Raw genomic sequence first — 18,015 nt, forward strand, 5'->3', positions numbered from 1 at the left:
CTCGCGCGCCGATTCCCCTTTTCTCCCTCCGAACATTCCACGCCGCGTGCCGACCAATGGCATCATATGGGCCTACGTCAGTCACCGATACGCCCCCATATCATGTCGAATCTCATCGTCCACGGCGGCACTCCGCTGCGCGGGGACATCAAGCCGTCCGCGAACAAGAACGCCGTCCTGCCGATTCTGTGCGCCACCCTATTGACCGATCAGCCGCTGCGCCTCGTCGGCGTGCCGGACATCACCGACGTGCGCAAGATCCTCGACATCTTCCGCACGCTCGGCAGCGACGTGTCGGTCGATTTCACGACGGGTCTGCTCGAGCTGCACCATCGCGACACGAAGTTCGATCCGGCCGTCCATCGGCTGCCCGAGGCGATGCGTTCGTCGATCATGCTGATTCCGCCGCTGCTCGCGCGCTTCGGCGTCGCGCGCCTCGAGAACGACGTGAAAGGCTGCACGCTCGGCGTGCGCGAAATCGATCCGCACGTCGAGGTGTTCGAACGTTTCGGCGCGCACATCGAACGCACGCCCGATTCGCTGATCGTCCGTACCGACGGGCCGCTGACGGCCAACGATCACTGGCTCGACTACGCGTCGGTCACGACCACCGAGAACTTCGCGCTGTGCGCGACGACCGCGAACGGCACATCGACGCTGATGAATGCGGCCTCCGAGCCGCACGTGCAGGAGTTCTGCCAGTTCCTCGCGATGATCGGCGTCGCGATCGAGGGCATCGGCACGTCGCGGCTTTGCGTGACGGGCGGCCGCAAGCTCGGCGGCGGCGAGTTCCGCTTCGCCGAGGATTTCCATGAAATCGCGACGTTCCTTGCGCTCGGCGCGATCACGGGCGGCGACATCACGGTGCGCAATTCGTCGCCCGAGCATTTCCCGCTGATCGACCGCACGTTCGCGAAATTCGGCGTCACCGTCACGCACCGCGACGGCTGGTCGCGCGCGGAACGCGACGGCCCGCTGCGCGTGCGCCGGCCGTTCACGCAGAACATCCTGACCAAGGTCGAGGCCGCGCCATGGCCGTACCTGCCGGTCGACCTGCTGCCGATCTTCATCGCGCTCGGCGTGCGCGCGGAAGGCAGCGCGATGTTCTGGAACAAGGTCTACGACGGCGCGCTCGGCTGGTCCGGCGAACTGTCGAAGTTCGGCGCGCACGTGCTGTTGTCCGACCCGCACCGGTTGATCACGTTCGGCGGACTGCAGCTGACGCCGGCGCGCGTCGAGAGCCCGTACATCATTCGCGTCGCGATCGCGCTGCTGATGGTGGCCGCGAGCATCGAAGGCCGCTCGGAAATCATGAACGCGCTGCCGATCCGCCGCGCGCATCCGCATTTCGTCGAGAACCTGCGTTCGGTCGGCGCGAACGTCGAGTGGACGAGCAGCGAGTAAGGTCATGACGGATGCGGCGCGCGTAACGGTCGCGTCGCATCCGGTTCCTCCGCTTTTCCGGTTCGCCCGTCCTCAAGCAAACGGGTTGCGCAATACCGGACCGCCGTCCACTTGCAAGCCGTCGCGCATGTCTTCTGTGTACAGATATTCGCACCCCTCGATCGACGCAGTTGCCACGATGCATGCGTCGTCGAAGGACAGGCGATACCGCTCCGCCAGCCGCCGCGCGAGGTCGTGCGCATCGACGGTGAGCGGCACGACATGGCACAAACTCCTGATCGGCTCCAGAAACTTCCCTACCTCGCGCCACGGCATCCTCAATTTGCGGTTGCAGATACTGGCGACCTCATTCAACACCTGGACGCTGATGGTTGGCCGCCGAAGAAACAGCGCCTCCGCACGATTTGCCTTGGTTTCGTCCTCGGACAGCAGATAGAGCACGACATTGCTGTCGACGAACGATTTCTCCGTCTCAATCCTGCTCATTCGCATCGTCCCGGCTGAACTTGAAATCCGCGGGCAACTTGCCCCTGAAACGCCGCAGCCGCTCCAGAAGCTCGTCGGGCCTCGGCTTGCGGCTTACCGCGAAAACGCGGGGACTGACGACCACGATCTCTATATCGTCGCCTTCGCGAAGTTCCAGTGCGTCGACCACACTGGCCGGAAGACGAACTGCGAGGCTATTGCCCCATTTTGCGACCTGCATATGCGTCTCCATAGATATACGCCACAGACTGTATATCTTCGGCGCGAATCCGCAATTCGACTGAATGGACAATGGCCTTCAGCCGCGTCCCGTTACCTCATGACTCGCGCGATAATCGCTCACTCCCGCGCGAACACCGCGCATCCACCGCCCACCTGTGACGATGAAAAAGCCCGATCTCGACCGACGCGACTGGATTGCCGGCCTCGAAAAAGGCCTGATGATTCTGGAGGCATTCGATAGCCAGCACGCGCGCATGACGCCCACGCAGGCCGCCGCGCGCACCGGCCTCACGCGCACGGCCGCGCGGCGCTACCTGCTGACGCTCGAGTCGCTCGGCTACGTGTACACCGACGGCAAGCTGTACGGCCTCACGCCGCGCGTGCTGCGCGTCGGGTGGTCGTACTTCGATTCGGCGCGGCTGCCGCGCACGGTCCAGCCTTATCTGCAGCAACTGAGCGCGTCGCTGAACGAATCGGCGTACGTCAGCGTGCTCGACGGCTGGGAGCTCGTGTTCATCGCGCGCAACGGCGTGTCGCGCGTGATGACGACGGGCTTCGTGCTCGGCGCGCGCGTGCCGGCGCCGCTGACGTCGCCCGGTGTCGTGCTGCTCGCCCATCATCCCGATCGCGAAGCCGTGCGTGCGTGGCTCGACGAGACCGAACTGCCGCCGTTCACGCCGAACACGATCACCAACAAGGCGCGGCTGCTCGAACAGGTCGACCAGGCGCGCGACGCCGGCTTCGCGGCGATCGAGCAGCAGTTGCAGGTCGGCGTGCGCGGGATCGCGGTGCCGCTGAAGAACCGTCACGGCGAAGTCGTCGCCGCGCTAAGCACGAACATGCCGATCGGCGCGGAGACGACCGACGCGGCCGTGCGGCGCGTGCTGCCGCATCTGCAGGAAGCGGCGCTCGCGATGCTCAACGTGCTGTAGCGCACGCTGCTCGCCGATCGGCCCGACGCGACGCCTGCGACCCCGCTACTGGACGAATAACGCCCTGCGCCGCAACCGGCAGTCCGTCGGCCGGTTTTTGCCCTTCACCCGATCCGCCACCACCGCGGCAGCAGATTGCGCACTTCGCGCCGCCGATAGCGGTCGTCGATCAGATGCACGACGCCCTCGTCGTGCTCGGTCCGGATTACGCGCCCGGCCGCCTGCACGACCTTCTGCAGCCCCGGGTACAGGTACATGTAGTCGTAACCGTTGCCGAAGCGCGCGTCCATCGCGCGTCGCATCTGCTCGTTGATGTCGTTGACCTGCGGCAGTCCGAGCGTCGCGATGAACGCGCCGATCAACCGCTCGCCGACCAGGTCGACGCCTTCCGAGAACGCCCCGCCCAGCACCGCGAAGCCCACGCCGCGCCCGCCCGCGTCGAAGCGCGCGAGAAACGCGTCGCGCTCGCTTTCGGCCATGCCGGGCGCCTGCGCCCACACGGGGACGTCCGGATGGCGGGTCTGCATCAGCGCGACCACGCGCCCGAGGTAGTCGAAGCTGCTCAGGAAGCCGAGATAGTTGCCGGGCCGCGCCGCGTATTGCGCGGCGATCAGGTCGGCGATCGGTTCGAGCGACCGGTCGCGGTCGCGCCAGCGTGTCGACACGTGACTCGCCACGCGCACCGTCAGTTGCTCGGCGCGGAACGGCCCGTCGACGTCGAGCCAGCCCGTATCGCCGGGCAGCCCCAGCGTGTCGCGATAGAAATGGAACGGGCTCAGCGTGCCCGAGAACAGCACGGTCGCGCGCGCGGCGTCGTAACGCGGCGCCAGGAAACCGGCCGGGATCACGTTGCGCACGCACAGCGTCGACTGGACGCGGCGCCGGCGGCCGGCCGTCGCGACGCCGTCGAGCGCGGGCTGCCGCGGCATGGGCTCGCCATGCAGCGTCGCGTCGAAGATCGATGCACTATCGAACGCTTCGGCCAGCACGCCGAACTGGATCGCCTCGAAGTGAAAGCGCAGCAGTGCGTCGCCGTTCGCGCGCGGCGCGTCGGTCAGGTGTTCGCCGATCGCAGCGACGAGGTTTTGCACGGCCGACACGATCGGGCCCGGCACGTCGGGATAGGCCACATAGCGCTCGGCCTGCGCACGGTTGAGCGTGCCCCATGCGCGCGCGAGCCGGTCGAATGCCTTGCGCAGCGCCGCGGGCGCGGCTTCGCGCGCGGCTGCGAACGCGAACGGATCGAGCGACGCGCTGTACATCTTGCGGGCGCGGTCGAGCAGGTTGTGCGCTTCGTCGACGAGCACGCCGACGCGCCACTGGTTCTGCTGCGCGAGCGTGTGCAGCATCGCGCTGCCGTCGTAGTAGTAGTTGTAGTCGCCGATCACCATGTCCGACCAGCGCGCGAGCTCCTGCGCGAGGTAGTACGGACAGACGTCGTGCGCGAGCGCGGCGGTGCGCACGGTATCGCGATCGAGCAGCCCGGCCTCGATCGCCGCATCGCGCGCGGCCGGCAACCGGTCGTAGAAGCCTTTCGCGAGTGGGCACGATTCGCCGTGACACGCGTTGTCCGGATGCTCGCACGCCTTGTCGCGCGCGACGAGTTCCAGCACGCGCAGCGGCAGCGCGGGCGTGCCGGCGCCGAGCGTCGTCGCCGCTTCGAGCGCGAGCGCGCGGCCGGGCGTTTTCGCGGTCAGGAAAAACACGTGGTCGAGCTCGCCCTCGCCGCATGCCTTCAGCAGCGGGAACACGGTGCCGACCGTCTTGCCGATGCCGGTCGGCGCCTGCGCCATCAGGCAGCGTTCGTCGCGCGCCGCGCGATAGACGGCCACCGCCAGCTCGCGCTGGCCGCTGCGGAACTGCCCGTGCGGAAACGCGAGCGCGCGCAGCGCCGCGTCGCGCGCGGCGCGATGGGCCGTCTCGCGTTCGGCCCACCCGACGAAGCACGCGCACTGCTCGACGAAGAACGTCGCGAGCGTGGCGGCATCCAGCGTTTCCGTCAGCATGGTCTCGCGCTCGGACACGATGTCGAAATACACGAGCGCGACGTCGATTTCCTCGAGATCGCGCGCGTCGCACATCAGGTGTGCATAGATCTTCGCCTGCGCCCAGTGCAGCGCGCGGTGGTTGGCCGGCATCGCGTCGAGGCTGCCGCGATAGGTCTTGATTTCCTCGAGCCGGTTCGCCACGGGATCGTAGCCGTCCGCGCGGCCGCGCACGGTGAGCGTGCCCCACGTGCCCGTCAGCGCGATCTCGGTTTCGTAGCGCGCGCCGCGCTTCGACGTGACCGCGCCGTGGCCGGCGATGCCTTCGAGCGCGGTCGGCGCGGGCGTGAAGCGCAGGTCGAGATCGCCGCGCCGCGCGGTGAACTCGCACATGGCCCGCACCGCGACGACGTAGCTCATGCGGACAACCCCGCCGCTTCGGCGTGCGCGACGCCCTCGCCGGCCCACTCCACGTCGACGACGCGCACCGGCATGCGGTGCGCGAGGCAGTAGGCGAGCCAGCGCGTCTGGTTGTCCTGCAGCCGATCGCCGGGGCCCTTCACCTCGATCAGCTCGTAGCGGCGTTCGTCGGGCCAGAAGCGGACGAGATCGGGCAGGCCGGACCGGTTGCTGCGGATATCCGCGAGCAGACGCGTGAACCACAGCCGCAGGTGCTCGGGCGGCAGGCAGGCGAGCGCTTCGTCGAGCAGCGCGTCGGTCAGCACGCCCCAGAACACGAACGGCGATTGCAGCCCGGCCTTCGTCGCGAAATGCCGGCGGATCGTGTCGCGGTACGCGCCCGAATCGAGCTGCGCGAAGCATGCGTCGAAGGCCGCCGCGCGGCGCAGGGCGAAATCGGGTGCGTGCAGGTCGGCCGGGCCGCGCTGGAACGGATGAAAGAACGCACCGGGCACCGCCGCGAACACGGGCTCCCAGCACAGCAGCCCGAACAGCGAATTGATCAGCGTGTTTTCGACGTAGTGGACCGGCGAAGCCGGCTGCGCGAGATGGTCGCGCACCGCGAATTCGACGCTGACGGACACGTCGGGACGCGCAAGCACGAGCGTCTCGCGCGGTACGTGCGCGGCGGCGGCCGCGCGTTCGACCCGCTGGCCGGCGCGGCGCTGCAGGCGCGGCAGCATGCGCTCGACGCGCTGACGCTCCTCGTCGCTCTCGAAGCCGTCGCGTGCGTCGAGCGCCAGCGCGAGCGCGTCGTCGTCGCGTCCGCAGCGTTCGAGCACGCGGATGCGCCGGTGGCGGCTGCCGGGCCATGCACTGCGCGTGTACGCGTCGAGGGCGGTGCTCCAGTCGGCACGGCGCTCGCACGCCTGGCCGAGCGCGAACAGCAGCTTCGCGCGGCGCGTCGCGAGCCACGGCTGCGCACAGCCGACTGCGTCCAGCGCACGGATCAGGTCGTCGAACGGCAGATCGTCGGGCCATGCCTCGAGCGCGTCGCGGCACATCTGCAGCGCGAGATACGCGTCGACGTCGCCCCGCTGCTGGAATGCGCGCGACGACGGCGCGATCGGCACGCTTTCGTACTGGAACACGCCGAGATCGGCGAGCACGAATTCGCTCCAGTCCTGATGCAGATTGCCGAAGAACATCAGCCGCAGCCGGTCGCACAGCGCGCCGACCGTCACGCGCAGCACCCGGTCGCCGGACTGCGCGCACCACGCGTCGAGCGGTTGCGCGACGTCGTGCGCGGGCCGCAGCCGGTCGAGCCAGTCGGCCTTGCGTTCGCCCGCATGCGCGGCGAGCGACGGAAAGATGCGCAGCAGCTCGGCCTTGGTGGACAACGCGAACAGCGCGTCGAGCGTGAGCGCCGGGGCCGGATCGACCCACCCGACGGCGACGAGCGGCGCGACGGCGTCGAGCGTGCAGCCGATCTCGTCGTACACGAGCTTGCTCGCACGGAAATCGGACCCGTTGCGCATCAGCATCCGCACGAGCAGCGCGCGCGACGCCTGCGGCAGCGTCGCGAACTGCCGCACGAACGCGTGCTCGTGCGCGTCGAACAGGTCGTCGTAACGCTCGCCGAGCCAGGCCAGCGCGCGTTCGAAATTGGTCAGGTAGTAAAACGCCGGAGGCGTCGGCGAGGCAGGCGTCACGGGGATCGATCACTGTACATTTGTACAGGTCGAAATCATATCAAATATGACGGGCAATGCCGCACGCGGCATCGCCCTTCCGCTGCCCGGCCCCGGTCAGAACTGGTAATTCACCGACATGTCGAACACGCCGTTGGTCGACTGCTGCGTGATCGGGCTGCGCGCCGCGCGGCCGACGAGCTGCTCGATCGCGCCGTCCATCGTGACGAACCAGTGCTTGTTTACGAACCACACCATCGTCACACCGAGGCCGGCCGATTTGATCCCGGCGCCTGACGAATAGGCCGGCAGCCCCGAGCGCGCGGATGCGCCCGGGTTCACGCCGAACCAGCTGTTCATGTAGCGGGAGTCTGCGAACGACACGGTCGGCCCCGCGAACCAGAAGAAGTGTTCGTTGCTGCCCGGCATCGGCATGTACGCGGAAAAATCGCCGGTCCAGCCGTTCGACCCGCCGATGCTGCGCCGGACGTCCGCCCGCAGCACGAGCGGGAAATCCTTCGAGACCACATAGTCGGCCGCGAGCTTCATCACGGGCGCCGCGTTGATGTTGTCGAGGCCGTTCAAGTGGCCGAGATCGTCGGCCGAACGGCGCCCGAGGTCATAGCCGACCGACAGGCTCACGCGCCAGTTCGGCCCGCGCAGCACGTTCGCGCCGAGACCCTCGCCCGTCGACAGGAAGAACAGGTCGCGATAGCGGATGTCGAAATTCGGCCCGCCCATCACGCGATAGCGGTCGGAGCCCGCGTAGCGCGGCTGCAGCGTCATCGCGGCGCCGACGCTCACCTGCCAGGTGGGAACATTCGGATCGAAGAGTTTCTGGAGCGGGATGCCCGCCGTGTATTGCCATTCGCCGAGCGGCGAAGGTGTCTGGGCCGACGCCTCGCGAGCGCCGGCGGCGAGCGCCGCGACTGCGGACAGGCCGGATACGAACCGGCGGGCGCCGGGTGACAGCAACAGGCGAGCAACTGTGGTCAAGGCGGTCTCCGTCGGCTGCACGAAACGAACCTGAAGGAAAGCGCGTCGCGCTTCATCGGCTGCAACAGCCCGCAGCCTGCTGCGCGAACGTAGTGTGCGCTGAATTAACGGACATCCTACGCGACACGCGCGCAGACGCAAAGCGCCCGTTGTGCACGGGCACTTTGCCGGAATCCGGCACGAGCCGGGGGATGATTGCGGAATCAGAAACGCTCGACGTGGTAATCGCCGGCGAGCGCGGCCGGACTGCGCGTCGACATCATTCGCGAGAAGCCGTCGGCGAGCCGGCCGAGCGCGAGCTGTTTCTGGCTCGCGTCCCAGTGCGTATAGGTGTCGTACGCGGCATCGTCGAACGAAACGGTGACGGCGACCGGGCGGCCGCTGGCGCGAAAGCCGATCTGCAGCACGCCGCCCGGTAATTCCTCGATGTGATAGTGCAGCGAACGCGATTCGAAATAGCGGCCCAGTACCTGAGCGATCGCGCGCTTGTCTGGCGATTGCACGTGAATGTCCATGACGGTCCTCCTTTTCTAGTTTCGCGCGGCCGGTTGCGGCGCACTGCCCTCGCCCGGCATCCGCATCGGCGGCGGGTTCGACGGCGGATCGCCCTGCGGCAGCCCGTCGGGCACGGGCGGATCGACCGGGTCGTCGTGCCCGGGCGGCGGCGGATCCGGATCGACGTCGGGTGTCGTCGGTTCGGGGCGGTGCAGCATGGATGGCGTCTTCATGTCACTCCTGCGCGACGGCGCGCGCATCTCGATGGCGAAGCGACCGCCCGCAAGCGCCGTACCCGCTATCACGCCATGCCCCGCGGCCGCCGGGTTCAGTCGTCGTAAGCCGCCATGACGAGCCATATCCTGCGCCCCTCGGCGCTCAGCTGCACGGCCAGCGCGAACGGGTCGGACGGTTCGCATCGCGCAACGAGCACCTGCTGCGCGCGCTCCGGGCCGTCGTACACGGTGTCGTTCAGTGCGCGTACCTCGTCCTTGCCGTCGAACATGCGCCGTTCCGGCCGATAGACCCGCGATTCGCGCTTCCACGTGTCGAAACGCTCGCGCACCTGGCCGAAATCGCCGCCGCATACGTTCGCGTCGTAACGTATTCTTTCCCTGGCTGCATTCATCACGATGTCCTCTCGTCCATACCGGACGCACGCGCGTCGTACCCGCATGCCCGGCCGGTTCTCGCCGGCTTGCAAGCGCCATGCCGCGGCTGCCGCGGGTATGTCGCTTGCGCCTTCATCGACAAGGAGGTTCGACCATGACCGTTCACGCCCCCGGCCGCCGCGACGCCGTGTCACCGGCTGCCGGACTGCTCCGGCTCGCCACGTCGCGTCCGCCGTCCGAAGACAAGACGGAGGAGCGCATCGACGAAGGGCTCGAGGAGACGTTCCCGGCCAGCGACCCGCCCGCCGTCGGCGGTGCGAGCCGTATCGAACCCGCCAAGCCGTCCGGCGAGCGCGAACGTCGCGCGCCGCACGCCCCTTCCCCGCCCCGCGATCACGGCTGACGGCGGCACCCGGCGCGCGGTGCGTGGCAGTGCACCGGCGCGCCGGCGAAATCAGGAGCGATCCGATGAAAGTCCTCGAACGCAGATGGCATGAAATCAGCGGCGCGGCCGGCGTCGCGGCGCTGGCCGCGATCGAAAGCGCGGTGGTATTGGCAATCGTCACGATGACGGGTATCGGTCACTGACGTCCCGCACCGACCGGCCGCGGCTGCCGCCGTGGAAGATGTACAAGCAGGGTGGCAAATTTGTCCGTCGCCCGGCCGCCCAGGCCCGGCGTGCGCGCGTCGTGCGCGGCACGCGGCCTGCTCCCGTATCGTTCCGCTCACGAAGGAGGCGTTCATGTATCGCGTCAACGAGATCATGTCGCGCGACGTAGTGTGCGTCGCGCCGACCGACACGATTCGCCATGCGGCCGAATTGATGCAGCGCTTCGACATCGGCGTGCTGCCCGTTTGCGAGGGCACCGAACTCGTCGCGATCGTGACCGACCGCGACCTCGCGGTGCGAGCGCTGTCGCACGGCCATTCTCCCGATACGCCCGTGCAGGCGGTCGCGTCCCGACCCGTGCAATGGTGCGTCGAGGACGACGGCGTCGGCGACGTCCAGCAACGGATGGCCGACGTGCAGTTGCACCGGCTGCCGGTGCTCGACCGCCACCTGAAGCTGGTCGGCATGGTGTCGCTCGGCGACATCGCGACCCGTGCCGGCGGCCCGGCGCGCGACGAACTGGCCAATACACTCGAGGACGTATCGCTGCCGCGCCGCCGCTGACCGGCGGGCTCATCCCTTCGCGGCCTGCTTCCCCCGGCGCAATACCGGCGCCATGCATTCGCGTGCGGACCGGGTTGCCGCTTCGATCAGGAGGTTTTCGATGACAACGGACAAACCGTCGCGCGACGCCGCGCGCATCGTCGGCACGAATCCGCGTACGGCCGTCGGCGGCCCGGGCCCCGACGTGATGGCCGCCCGCACGTTCGAAGGCGATCGCGTGCTGACGATGGACGGCGACGACATCGGCAAGATCACCCACATCATGCTCGACGTGCGCGCCGGACGCGTGGCGTACGCGGTCGTGTCGTCGGGCGGCCTGCTCGGAATCGGCGACAAGCTGCTCGCGGTGCCGTGGAACGCGCTCGTCCTCGATGCCGGGCGCGAATGCTTCGTGCTGCCCGTCGACACCGCGCGGGTGCGCGAGGCGCCCGGCTTCGACAAGGGTCGGTGGCCGGCGATGGCGGACCCGGAATGGGCTGAAGCCCTGCACGCGTACTACGGCCGTTCGCCGTACTGGCTGATCGAGGAAGGCGAGACGGCGCTCGATTCGCCGCCATACGAGGCGTCGCCGGGCGGCCCCGAAGACGGCACGCGACAACACTGAAGCCTGCCGGCCGAAAGGCGGGTCACTGCGCGGCGGCCACCGTCTTCGCGAGTTGCCGCGCGGCGCTCAGGTGCGCATTCAACGTCGGCAGCGTGCGAGCGGCGAATGCGCGAAGCTGCGGGTCGCGGCCTTCTTTCGCCTCCGTTTCGTAAAGCCGGACCGCCGCTTCGTGCGCGCGCGGCCCCGCCAGCGCCACATACGCCGTATCGAACGCGCGCCCGTCCTTCGAACGCAATGCCGTCACCGCCGGATCGACGAGCATCCGCGTCTGGACCGGCACGCCCTTTTGCGCACCGATGTGCCGCAATTCTTCCGCGATATGCGCGTGATCGTCGACCATCCGGCGAGCGAAGGCCTTCACGTCCGCGTTCGACGAGCGGTCGAGCGCGAGCTGGCCGGCCTGCCGCTCCACCTTGCCGATCATGCCGGCCTTGTCGACGAATTCGGCATCGATACCGATCGGCCGTTGCGTCATGCCGGCCTCGTCGGCGGTCGGGCCGGGGCGCACGACGCCCGGCGCGACCTGCGCGGACGAAGCGGGCGGCGCCTGCGCGTGCGAGAGCGCGAACGCCAGCGCGCCGGCGGTGGCGGTCAGTACGATTGCCACCGTTCGGCGCCCACATTGCTTCATCCAGTTCGTTTTCGTCATCGGGGCCTCCGTGTCGGGCGACGGAGCGGGCCGTCACGCGGGACGATGGGCCGACGTGAAGAAATCGGTCCATGCGCCGTTGTGCCATGCGCCCTCGGTGCGCTCCACCGACAGCGCGCCGGCGGCGAGCATCGTCCGCTCCGCGAACGTGATCGTGCGCCGCGTCACATGCGCGGCGAGCACGACGCCGTTTTCGCATTGCTTCAGCGCGCCATGCCCCTCCGGCGCATCGCCGCGCATCCGGCCGAGCGCGCCGCACAACGCGCCGACGTAGCCGCCGACGAGCGGCACGCCGATCCACGCGAGCGGGGAATGAAGACCGCCCAGGTAGAGCAGCGCGGCCCCGGCGAGCCCGACGATCGCGCCGATGGCCACGCCTTCCAGCGCGCCGAGGCCGCCCGGCCGCGCGGCGGAGTCCGCATAGACGTCGCCGCCGAGCCAGAACAGTGCGTGCTGTCCGGGCGGATTGAGAAAGAAGACTTTCACGTCGTCCCGGTGGATGGCGTGGCCGCGCAATTGCTCGGCGCAGCGTTCCGCCTGCTCGAGCCGCGAGAAACGGCCCGCGATGATGGTGTCCATGTCGAACCTCCTGCCCGGTGACACGCAGGGCCGCGGGCGCGCGACGCCCGATCGGCCCGGCGCTGGCCCGCGCATCACGTTACTTCCGGCGGATCTGCAGCTTGTCGCGCACGCCGCTCACGCCGCTGACGTCGTGCGCGATGCGGATCGCGGTCGCGCGTTGTCGCTCGTCGGGCACGTTGCCCGTCAGTTCGACCACGCGATCGCGAACCTGCACGTCGATGTCGCCGGAGGCCAGCCCGCGTTCGGCGACGAGCGCGGCCCTGACTCGGCACGCGAGCGTCGCATCGCAGATCTGGGCCCCCGACGGCCGACGCCTGGCTCGCCAGCTTCGCACGCGTGCCCTCCTCGGCCGATGCGTAGCGGGTGTCGCGATCCATGCACACGACAGCATCAGTATGCTCGCGATCGGCACGACCGGCGTCCTGCGTCTGGTGCGTGCCCGCTTGCCGCCGGTACCGTCGCGCCGCGTGCTTTCCGTTGCTCCATCGTGTCTCCTTTCCCGTACGCGGCCAGGCGGCCGGACTGCCGCGCCGTACGTGCGCCGCTACCGCTCGCGCGGTTTTCCGTCGCCCACGTCGTTCGGTACGACGTCGACGATCACGCTCGCGAGCGTCGGCATGTCGACCGGCTTGCACAGATACGCATCGAACCCTGCGGCCATCACGCGGTGCCGGTCGGTCTTGCCGGCATGCGCGGTCACCGCGACGACCGGCAGATGTCCGCCGCCGTTCGGCAAATGCCGGATTCGGTCGAGCAGCCAGTAGCCGTCGCCGTCCGGCATCGCGAGATCCGACAGCACGACGCTCGGCTGCTGCCGCTCCACCGCGTCGAGCGCATCGTGCCCCGACCGCGCGGTCGATACCCGCGCGCCCATCGTCTCGAGCGCCGCCGCGAGGCTGGTCCGCGACGTCGCGTCGTCGTCGACCACCAGTACGCGCTGGCCGTCGAGCGCGGCCGTAGCGGGCTTGTCCTTCGCGCTCGACGGCTGCGCCACCGGATCGTCGTCCCAGCCGGCCGGCAGCGTCACCGTGATGGTCGTTCCGCGCCCGGCGCCCGCGCTCGTCGCGACGACTTCGCCGCCGTGCAGTTGCGCGATGTTGCGCACGATCGACAGGCCGAGCCCGAGGCCGCGCTTCGGGGACGTGAACGCGCCTTCCGGCCGGCTGAACGTGTCGAACAGGTGCGGCAGGTATTCCGGCGCGATCCCTTGCCCGGTGTCGGAGACGGACAGCCGCACGCGCTCGCCCGCGCGGGTCAGCGACACGTTGACCCGCCCGCCCGGCGGCGTGAACTTGATCGCATTCGACAGCAGGTTCGACAGGACCTGGCGCAGGCGCTCGCCGTCCGCCGGGATCACGCAGGCCGGCATCGCATACGCCGTCGACAGCACGAGCCCGTTCGCCTGCGCCGTCGCGTCGAGTTCGCGCGTGGCGTCGCGCACGATCCGCACGAGATCGACCGGCACGCGTTCGAGGCGCAGCCGGCCGGTCGCGAGCGACGATGCGTCGAGCAGGTCGGCGACCATGTGCGACAGCGACCGCGCGCTGCGATCGATCGCGTCGACGGCCTGCTGCGCGAAGCCCTGCCCGTCGGCGTTGCGCAGTACCTCGACCCAGCCGTAGATCACGTTCAGCGGCGTGCGCAGTTCATGCGACACCGTCGCGAGCAGCTCGTCCTTCAACCGGTTCGATGCGTCGGCCTGCACGCGCGCGTCGCGCGCACCGCGCAGCGAGCGAAGGTGGTAGCGTTCGTTGCGGCGGCGTTCGCCCGCTTCGCGCAGTGTCAGCGACAGGCCCGCGCAGTTGCCCTGCGCGTCGAGGATCGGCGAGGCGACGAAGGTGGCGCGAAAACGAGCGCCGTCGCGGCGCACGCCCAGTACGTCGAGCGGCCCGACCGGCGCGCGCAGGTCCGCGAACGACGCGGGCACCGCATGCCGGCGCAACCAGCGCGGTGCGATCATCGTGACGACGTCGCGTCCTTTCGCCTGGGCCGCATCGAGGCCGAAGATTCTTGCCGCGGCCGGATTCCAGCTGGTGATCCTGCGCTCGGCGTCGGTCCCGACGATCGCATCGGACGACGCGTCGACCACGCGGCGCAGCAGCCCGTCGTCGGACCCGCCCGCGACGGACGACGGCTCACGGTGCGGCGGGTACGGGTCGCCGTCGTCGTCATCGATCTCGCGCAAACGATCGTTCGCGAGCAGCGGCTTCACCGTCGTCACCAGCACGCATTCGACGAAACCGATCGCGACGAATGCACCGGCTTGCGCCAGCAGCGTCGCCAGCGGCGCGTCACGCCACCACAGTGCGGCGATCACGCCGACGCTCGCCGCGGTCGCGACGAGGCCGCCGCCGAACGACGTCAGCCATGCGGCAGCCGCCACGCCGGCATAAAAAGGCAGCGGCGCAAACGGCGCGTGCTCGCCGACGGCCTGAATCGCCCACGCCTGCAGCGCGGACGCCAGCCCGACGGCCAGCACGACCCATGCACCCTGCCGAAACAGCTCACGGGTCAGAGTCCTCATTGCATCCTTGCATCGCGCCGGCTCCCGTCATGGGCGGGGAGATGCCGTTTCGCGGCATCCTGCATCCCGCCGGGCGAGCGTGAAGGCATCAGCAAACAACGTACCCGGCGCCGGCTGCGAGCGCGTGCGCGGTCACGAATGGCCGCGGCTTAGTCCGCGTCGGCCGCGAGCCGGGCGGATGACTATCGGCCTCGCCGCACGCACCGCCGCAGTGGATCGGTAGCCGCTTTTTTTCATCAGGTTTCTGTAAAAAACGCCGGTTGTGCCCGGATCGCGGCAGCGCACCAAGGGCGTGCGGAAGGCTCATCGCCTGTTCCTCTCGCTCATGCCGCACACATTGGAATTTTCTATATAGCGGCACCTTCGTGGTCGTTTCGCTGTCGATGATAAATATTGCAATCAACGGAGCGCGCGATGCCGTTTTTCAAAACGGCCCGTGAACGCCTATGGGTGAATCTGCAAACCGGACGAAGCATCGCGCAGACGGTCGCCGGCTATCCGGCAGGTCCGCCGCGATGCGTACGCTGCTCGGCCGTATCGAGAAAATCGCGCCGACCCGCGCGAGCGTGATGATTGCCGGCGAAAGCGGGGTCGGCAAGGATATCGTCGCACGCCGGCTGCACGATCTGAGCGCGCGGCATGATGGCCCGTTCGTGCCCGTGAACTGCGGCGCGATTCCGGCCGAGCTTGCCGAGGCGCAATTGTTCGGGCACGAGAAAGGGAGCTTTACCGGGGCGACCACGCAGCGCGAAGGTTTCTTCGAAGCCGCGCGCGGCGGCACGCTGCTGCTCGACGAGATCGCGGAAATGCCCGCGGCGCTACAGGTGAAGCTGCTGCGGGCGATCGAGTCGAACACGATCGTGCGCGTGGGCGGCACCGAATCGATTCCGCTCGACGTGCGGTTCGTGTCGGCCACCCGCCACAATCCGGCCGACGCCGTGCGCGACGGCCGGTTGCGCGAGGATCTGTTCTACCGGCTCGCCGCGTTCGCGATCTACGTGCCGCCGCTGCGCCAGCGCGACGGCGACGTCGAGACGATCGCGCAGGAATTCGTCGACACGCTGAACGCGCGGCATCGCTCGCACAAGCGGCTGACCGACGCGGCGATCGCCGCGTTGCGTGCGTATTCGTGGCCCGGCAACGTGCGCGAGCTGCATAACACCATCGAGCGCGCGTACATCCTGTCGGACGAAGGCATCGACGTCGCGTTGCCGAAGCAGCCGATGCCGCCGGTCGACAGCACGTCGGACGGCGCGATGGCGCTGCCGCTCGGCGCGACGCTGCACCATGCGCAGCAGCGCTTCATCGTGGCGACGCTGCGTCACTTCGACGGCAACAAGCCGCGCGCGGCCAAGGCCCTCGGCATCAGCCTGAAGACGCTCTACAACCGGCTCGCGCTGATACGCGACCAGGGCGGTTCATGAACGGCGCGGCCCGCCAGCCGCGGCTGCGTCAGGCGACCTTGAACTGACCGACCGTCGTCGCCAGCGCGTTCGCCTGCGACTGCAGCGCGGTGGCCGCCGCGGTCGACTGTTCGACGAGCGCCGCATTCTGCTGCACCATTTCGTCGAGCTGCGTGACCGCGCGGTTCACTTCCTGGATGCCGCGCGTCTGCTCGTTCGCCGCGTGCGTGATCTCGGAGATGATGGTCGTCACGTTCGACACGTTGGACACGATCTCGCGCATCGTGTCGCCGGCCTGGCGCACCTGCCCGGACCCGGCCGACACGCTCGCGACCGTCGACTCGACCAGTACCTTCACTTCGCGCGCGGCCTGCGCGCTGCGTTGCGCGAGGCTGCGCACCTCCTGCGCGACGACCGCGAAGCCGCGGCCCTGTTCGCCCGCGCGGGCCGCTTCGACGGCCGCGTTCAGCGCGAGGATGTTGGTCTGGAACGCGATCCCGTCGATCACGCCGATGATGTCGCCGATCCGGCCCGACGCTTCCTCGATCTTCCCCATCGTCGCGACCACATCCGACACGACCACGCCGCCATGCGACGCGATCCGCGACGCGGCTGCCGCGCGTTCATCGGCCTGGCCGGCGGCTGCCGCCGACTGGCCGACGGTCGCGGTGATCTCTTCCATCGACGCGGCGGTTTCCTCGAGGCTCGCCGCCGCCGATTCGGTCCGCGACGACAGGTCCTGGTTGCCCGCCGCGATCTCGTTCGCGGCCGTGCGAACCGATTCACTGGCATCGCGGATCTGGCGCATCACGTCGTTCAGCTTGTCGACGAAGCTGTTGAACGAGCGCGCGATGTCGGCGACTTCGTCGCGGCCTTCGGCCGGCAGGCGCTGCGTCAGGTCGCCGGCGCCCGAGCCGATCGCGGCCATCGCCTGGCGCACCTGCGACAGGCGGCGAAACGCGGTCGCGGTGATCGCGCCGATGATCAGCGACGCCACGCCGACGATCACGATCAGCGTGATCAGCGACGCGGTCAGCAGCGAACGCATCCCGGCCGTCGCTTCGGTCTTGTCGAGCAGCACCAGCGCGTACCAGTCGGTGCCCGGCACCGGTTTCGCGCGCACCAGCTTCGCGTCGCCGCCGACGGCGACCTCGACCGGCGTGTTCGCCGCCGCGATCGATGCCACGCCCAGCGAGCCGAGTTCGGGCGATACGTCGGCGACCGGCTTCAGCGTGAGCTTCGCGTCCGGGTGCGCGACGACATGGCCGTTGCTGTCGATCAACATCCCGAAGCTCGCCGGCGTCGGGCGGATCGACTTGACGTTGGCGATCACGCTGTCCATCGACACGTCCGCGGCGACGACGCCCTTCAGCGCGCCGTCGCGCAGGATCGGCACCGCGAACGTGACGACGAGGTTGCCCGTGCCGGCATCGACATACGGAGGCGTGACGACCGGCTTGCCGGCCTGTGCGGCCTGCTTGTACCACGGGCGGCCGGTCGGGTCGTAGTCGGGCGGGATGCCGGTCGGGTCGGAGAAGTGGAACGCCTTGTCGGCGTAGCCGGCATAGACGTTCGTGAAGCCGCCGGCCGCGGCCATCTGCTTGAACACCGGCAGCGGATCGGGCGTCAGCGCGGCGTCCTGCAGCGACGCGATCATCCGGCTGCGGGTCGCGACCCAGTCGGCGATCCCGACCACGTGACCGCTGGCGACGGAGGTCAGATTGCGGTCGATCGCGTCGTCGTTGTATGAGTGTGCGATGAAATAGTTGATCAGCGTCGTGGCGACGAGCGCGAATACGACGATGGCGACGCACGCAGCGAGAATGCGGGCGCGAATGGACGAGAACATGGCAACGAC

Annotated in this window: 18 protein-coding genes and 1 pseudogene; 6 read left to right on the plus strand and 13 right to left on the minus strand. The window is 68.9% G+C overall.

The features are described 5' to 3' along the window. Positions 1-102: 102 nt before the first annotated feature. The gene (locus C4B30_RS19245; RefSeq protein ID WP_027783030.1) at positions 103-1,404 is read left to right on the plus strand and encodes a UDP-N-acetylglucosamine 1-carboxyvinyltransferase; all 1,302 of its coding nucleotides are present in this window, start codon (positions 103-105) and stop codon (positions 1,402-1,404) included. A gap of 72 nt (positions 1,405-1,476) precedes the next feature. Here the strand turns inward: C4B30_RS19245 and C4B30_RS19250 are convergent, their stop codons facing one another. Then, positions 1,477-1,890, minus strand: coding sequence for a PIN domain-containing protein (locus C4B30_RS19250; protein WP_105132810.1), 414 nt, complete (start codon positions 1,888-1,890; stop codon positions 1,477-1,479). After that, the gene (locus C4B30_RS19255) at positions 1,877-2,110 is read right to left on the minus strand and encodes an AbrB/MazE/SpoVT family DNA-binding domain-containing protein (RefSeq protein ID WP_105132869.1); all 234 of its coding nucleotides are present in this window, start codon (positions 2,108-2,110) and stop codon (positions 1,877-1,879) included. The genes C4B30_RS19250 and C4B30_RS19255 overlap by 14 nt, the downstream gene beginning before the upstream one ends. Positions 2,111-2,273: 163 nt before the next feature. Here C4B30_RS19255 and C4B30_RS19260 point away from each other — a divergent pair, with 163 nt between their 5' ends. Next, positions 2,274-3,044, plus strand: a complete 771-nt coding sequence (locus tag C4B30_RS19260) for an IclR family transcriptional regulator domain-containing protein (protein WP_027783027.1) — start codon at positions 2,274-2,276, stop codon at positions 3,042-3,044. A gap of 104 nt (positions 3,045-3,148) precedes the next feature. Here C4B30_RS19260 and C4B30_RS19265 read toward each other — a convergent pair whose 3' ends face one another. From C4B30_RS19265 to C4B30_RS19290, 6 genes are all read right to left on the minus strand, one after another. Then, positions 3,149-5,449 (minus strand): ATP-dependent DNA helicase, encoded by a 2,301-nt coding sequence (locus C4B30_RS19265; protein WP_105132811.1) that lies wholly within the window; start codon positions 5,447-5,449, stop codon positions 3,149-3,151. After that, positions 5,446-7,140, minus strand: a complete 1,695-nt coding sequence (locus C4B30_RS19270; RefSeq protein ID WP_105132812.1) for a VRR-NUC domain-containing protein — start codon at positions 7,138-7,140, stop codon at positions 5,446-5,448. Before C4B30_RS19270 ends, C4B30_RS19265 begins: the two co-directional genes overlap by 4 nt. A 96-nt stretch (positions 7,141-7,236) precedes the next feature. Next, positions 7,237-8,115 carry a MipA/OmpV family protein gene (locus tag C4B30_RS19275; RefSeq protein WP_105132813.1) on the minus strand — a complete coding sequence of 293 codons (879 nt, stop codon included), beginning with the start codon at positions 8,113-8,115 and terminating at the stop codon, positions 7,237-7,239. A 203-nt stretch (positions 8,116-8,318) separates the two neighbouring features. Continuing rightward, entirely contained in the window at positions 8,319-8,630 is a 312-nt protein-coding gene (locus tag C4B30_RS19280) for a hypothetical protein (RefSeq protein WP_006479035.1), read from the minus strand. Between the two features lie 15 nt (positions 8,631-8,645). After that, complete coding sequence (locus C4B30_RS19285) at positions 8,646-8,843, minus strand: hypothetical protein (RefSeq protein WP_105132814.1); 198 nt, start codon at positions 8,841-8,843, stop codon at positions 8,646-8,648. A 95-nt stretch (positions 8,844-8,938) separates the two neighbouring features. Then, a complete protein-coding gene (locus tag C4B30_RS19290; protein ID WP_105132815.1) occupies positions 8,939-9,238 on the minus strand; it encodes a hypothetical protein in 300 nt (99 codons plus the stop codon). 137 nt (positions 9,239-9,375) lie between these two features. On the opposite strand from C4B30_RS19290, the gene C4B30_RS19295 reads away from it, so the two are divergent. From C4B30_RS19295 to C4B30_RS19305, 3 genes are all read left to right on the plus strand, one after another. Continuing rightward, positions 9,376-9,624 (plus strand): hypothetical protein, encoded by a 249-nt coding sequence (locus C4B30_RS19295; RefSeq protein ID WP_105132816.1) that lies wholly within the window; start codon positions 9,376-9,378, stop codon positions 9,622-9,624. Between the two features lie 339 nt (positions 9,625-9,963). Then, positions 9,964-10,395, plus strand: a complete 432-nt coding sequence (locus tag C4B30_RS19300) for a CBS domain-containing protein (protein ID WP_027783021.1) — start codon at positions 9,964-9,966, stop codon at positions 10,393-10,395. A 100-nt stretch (positions 10,396-10,495) separates the two neighbouring features. After that, positions 10,496-10,999 (plus strand): PRC-barrel domain-containing protein, encoded by a 504-nt coding sequence (locus C4B30_RS19305; RefSeq protein ID WP_105132817.1) that lies wholly within the window; start codon positions 10,496-10,498, stop codon positions 10,997-10,999. Between the two features lie 22 nt (positions 11,000-11,021). Here C4B30_RS19305 and C4B30_RS19310 read toward each other — a convergent pair whose 3' ends face one another. From C4B30_RS19310 to C4B30_RS19325, 4 genes and pseudogenes are all read right to left on the minus strand, one after another. Further along, entirely contained in the window at positions 11,022-11,648 is a 627-nt protein-coding gene (locus C4B30_RS19310; RefSeq protein ID WP_027783019.1) for a DUF4142 domain-containing protein, read from the minus strand. A gap of 33 nt (positions 11,649-11,681) precedes the next feature. Continuing rightward, the gene (locus tag C4B30_RS19315; RefSeq protein WP_027783018.1) at positions 11,682-12,227 is read right to left on the minus strand and encodes a hypothetical protein; all 546 of its coding nucleotides are present in this window, start codon (positions 12,225-12,227) and stop codon (positions 11,682-11,684) included. Positions 12,228-12,306: 79 nt separating this feature from the next. Beyond that, a pseudogene (locus C4B30_RS36195) lies at positions 12,307-12,711 on the minus strand (BON domain-containing protein); the annotation flags it as partial. Positions 12,712-12,774: 63 nt separating this feature from the next. Beyond that, positions 12,775-14,754 (minus strand): hybrid sensor histidine kinase/response regulator, encoded by a 1,980-nt coding sequence (locus C4B30_RS19325; protein ID WP_105132818.1) that lies wholly within the window; start codon positions 14,752-14,754, stop codon positions 12,775-12,777. Positions 14,755-15,200: 446 nt separating this feature from the next. On the opposite strand from C4B30_RS19325, the gene C4B30_RS19330 reads away from it, so the two are divergent. Continuing rightward, positions 15,201-16,178: a sigma-54 interaction domain-containing protein gene (locus C4B30_RS19330; RefSeq protein WP_027783015.1), complete on the plus strand. Its 978-nt coding sequence runs from the start codon at positions 15,201-15,203 to the stop codon at positions 16,176-16,178. Positions 16,179-16,206: 28 nt separating this feature from the next. Here the strand turns inward: C4B30_RS19330 and C4B30_RS19335 are convergent, their stop codons facing one another. Then, on the minus strand, positions 16,207-18,006 hold the full coding sequence (locus C4B30_RS19335) for a methyl-accepting chemotaxis protein (RefSeq protein ID WP_105132819.1): 1,800 nt from the start codon (positions 18,004-18,006) through the stop codon (positions 16,207-16,209). Positions 18,007-18,015: the final 9 nt, after the last annotated feature.

Source organism: Burkholderia sp. BE12 (assembly GCF_002959955.1).
Lineage (GTDB): Bacteria > Pseudomonadota > Gammaproteobacteria > Burkholderiales > Burkholderiaceae > Burkholderia.

Excerpts from the sequence above, each read along its gene's own strand:
- C4B30_RS19305 (WP_105132817.1), top strand. The coding sequence starts at position 10,496 with ATGACAACGGACAAACCGTCGCGCGACGCCGCGCGCATCGTCGGCACG.
- C4B30_RS19325 (WP_105132818.1), bottom strand. The coding sequence starts at position 14,754 with ATGAGGACTCTGACCCGTGAGCTGTTTCGGCAGGGTGCATGGGTCGTG.
- C4B30_RS19290 (WP_105132815.1), bottom strand. The coding sequence starts at position 9,238 with ATGAATGCAGCCAGGGAAAGAATACGTTACGACGCGAACGTATGCGGC.
- C4B30_RS19295 (WP_105132816.1), top strand. The coding sequence starts at position 9,376 with ATGACCGTTCACGCCCCCGGCCGCCGCGACGCCGTGTCACCGGCTGCC.
- C4B30_RS19250 (WP_105132810.1), bottom strand. The coding sequence starts at position 1,890 with ATGAGCAGGATTGAGACGGAGAAATCGTTCGTCGACAGCAATGTCGTG.
- C4B30_RS19255 (WP_105132869.1), bottom strand. The coding sequence starts at position 2,110 with ATGCAGGTCGCAAAATGGGGCAATAGCCTCGCAGTTCGTCTTCCGGCC.
- C4B30_RS19245 (WP_027783030.1), top strand. The coding sequence starts at position 103 with ATGTCGAATCTCATCGTCCACGGCGGCACTCCGCTGCGCGGGGACATC.
- C4B30_RS19300 (WP_027783021.1), top strand. The coding sequence starts at position 9,964 with ATGTATCGCGTCAACGAGATCATGTCGCGCGACGTAGTGTGCGTCGCG.
- C4B30_RS19285 (WP_105132814.1), bottom strand. The coding sequence starts at position 8,843 with ATGAAGACGCCATCCATGCTGCACCGCCCCGAACCGACGACACCCGAC.
- C4B30_RS19310 (WP_027783019.1), bottom strand. The coding sequence starts at position 11,648 with ATGACGAAAACGAACTGGATGAAGCAATGTGGGCGCCGAACGGTGGCA.
- C4B30_RS19280 (WP_006479035.1), bottom strand. The coding sequence starts at position 8,630 with ATGGACATTCACGTGCAATCGCCAGACAAGCGCGCGATCGCTCAGGTA.
- C4B30_RS19330 (WP_027783015.1), top strand. The coding sequence starts at position 15,201 with ATGGGTGAATCTGCAAACCGGACGAAGCATCGCGCAGACGGTCGCCGG.
- C4B30_RS19265 (WP_105132811.1), bottom strand. The coding sequence starts at position 5,449 with ATGAGCTACGTCGTCGCGGTGCGGGCCATGTGCGAGTTCACCGCGCGG.
- C4B30_RS19335 (WP_105132819.1), bottom strand. The coding sequence starts at position 18,006 with ATGTTCTCGTCCATTCGCGCCCGCATTCTCGCTGCGTGCGTCGCCATC.
- C4B30_RS19260 (WP_027783027.1), top strand. The coding sequence starts at position 2,274 with ATGAAAAAGCCCGATCTCGACCGACGCGACTGGATTGCCGGCCTCGAA.
- C4B30_RS19315 (WP_027783018.1), bottom strand. The coding sequence starts at position 12,227 with ATGGACACCATCATCGCGGGCCGTTTCTCGCGGCTCGAGCAGGCGGAA.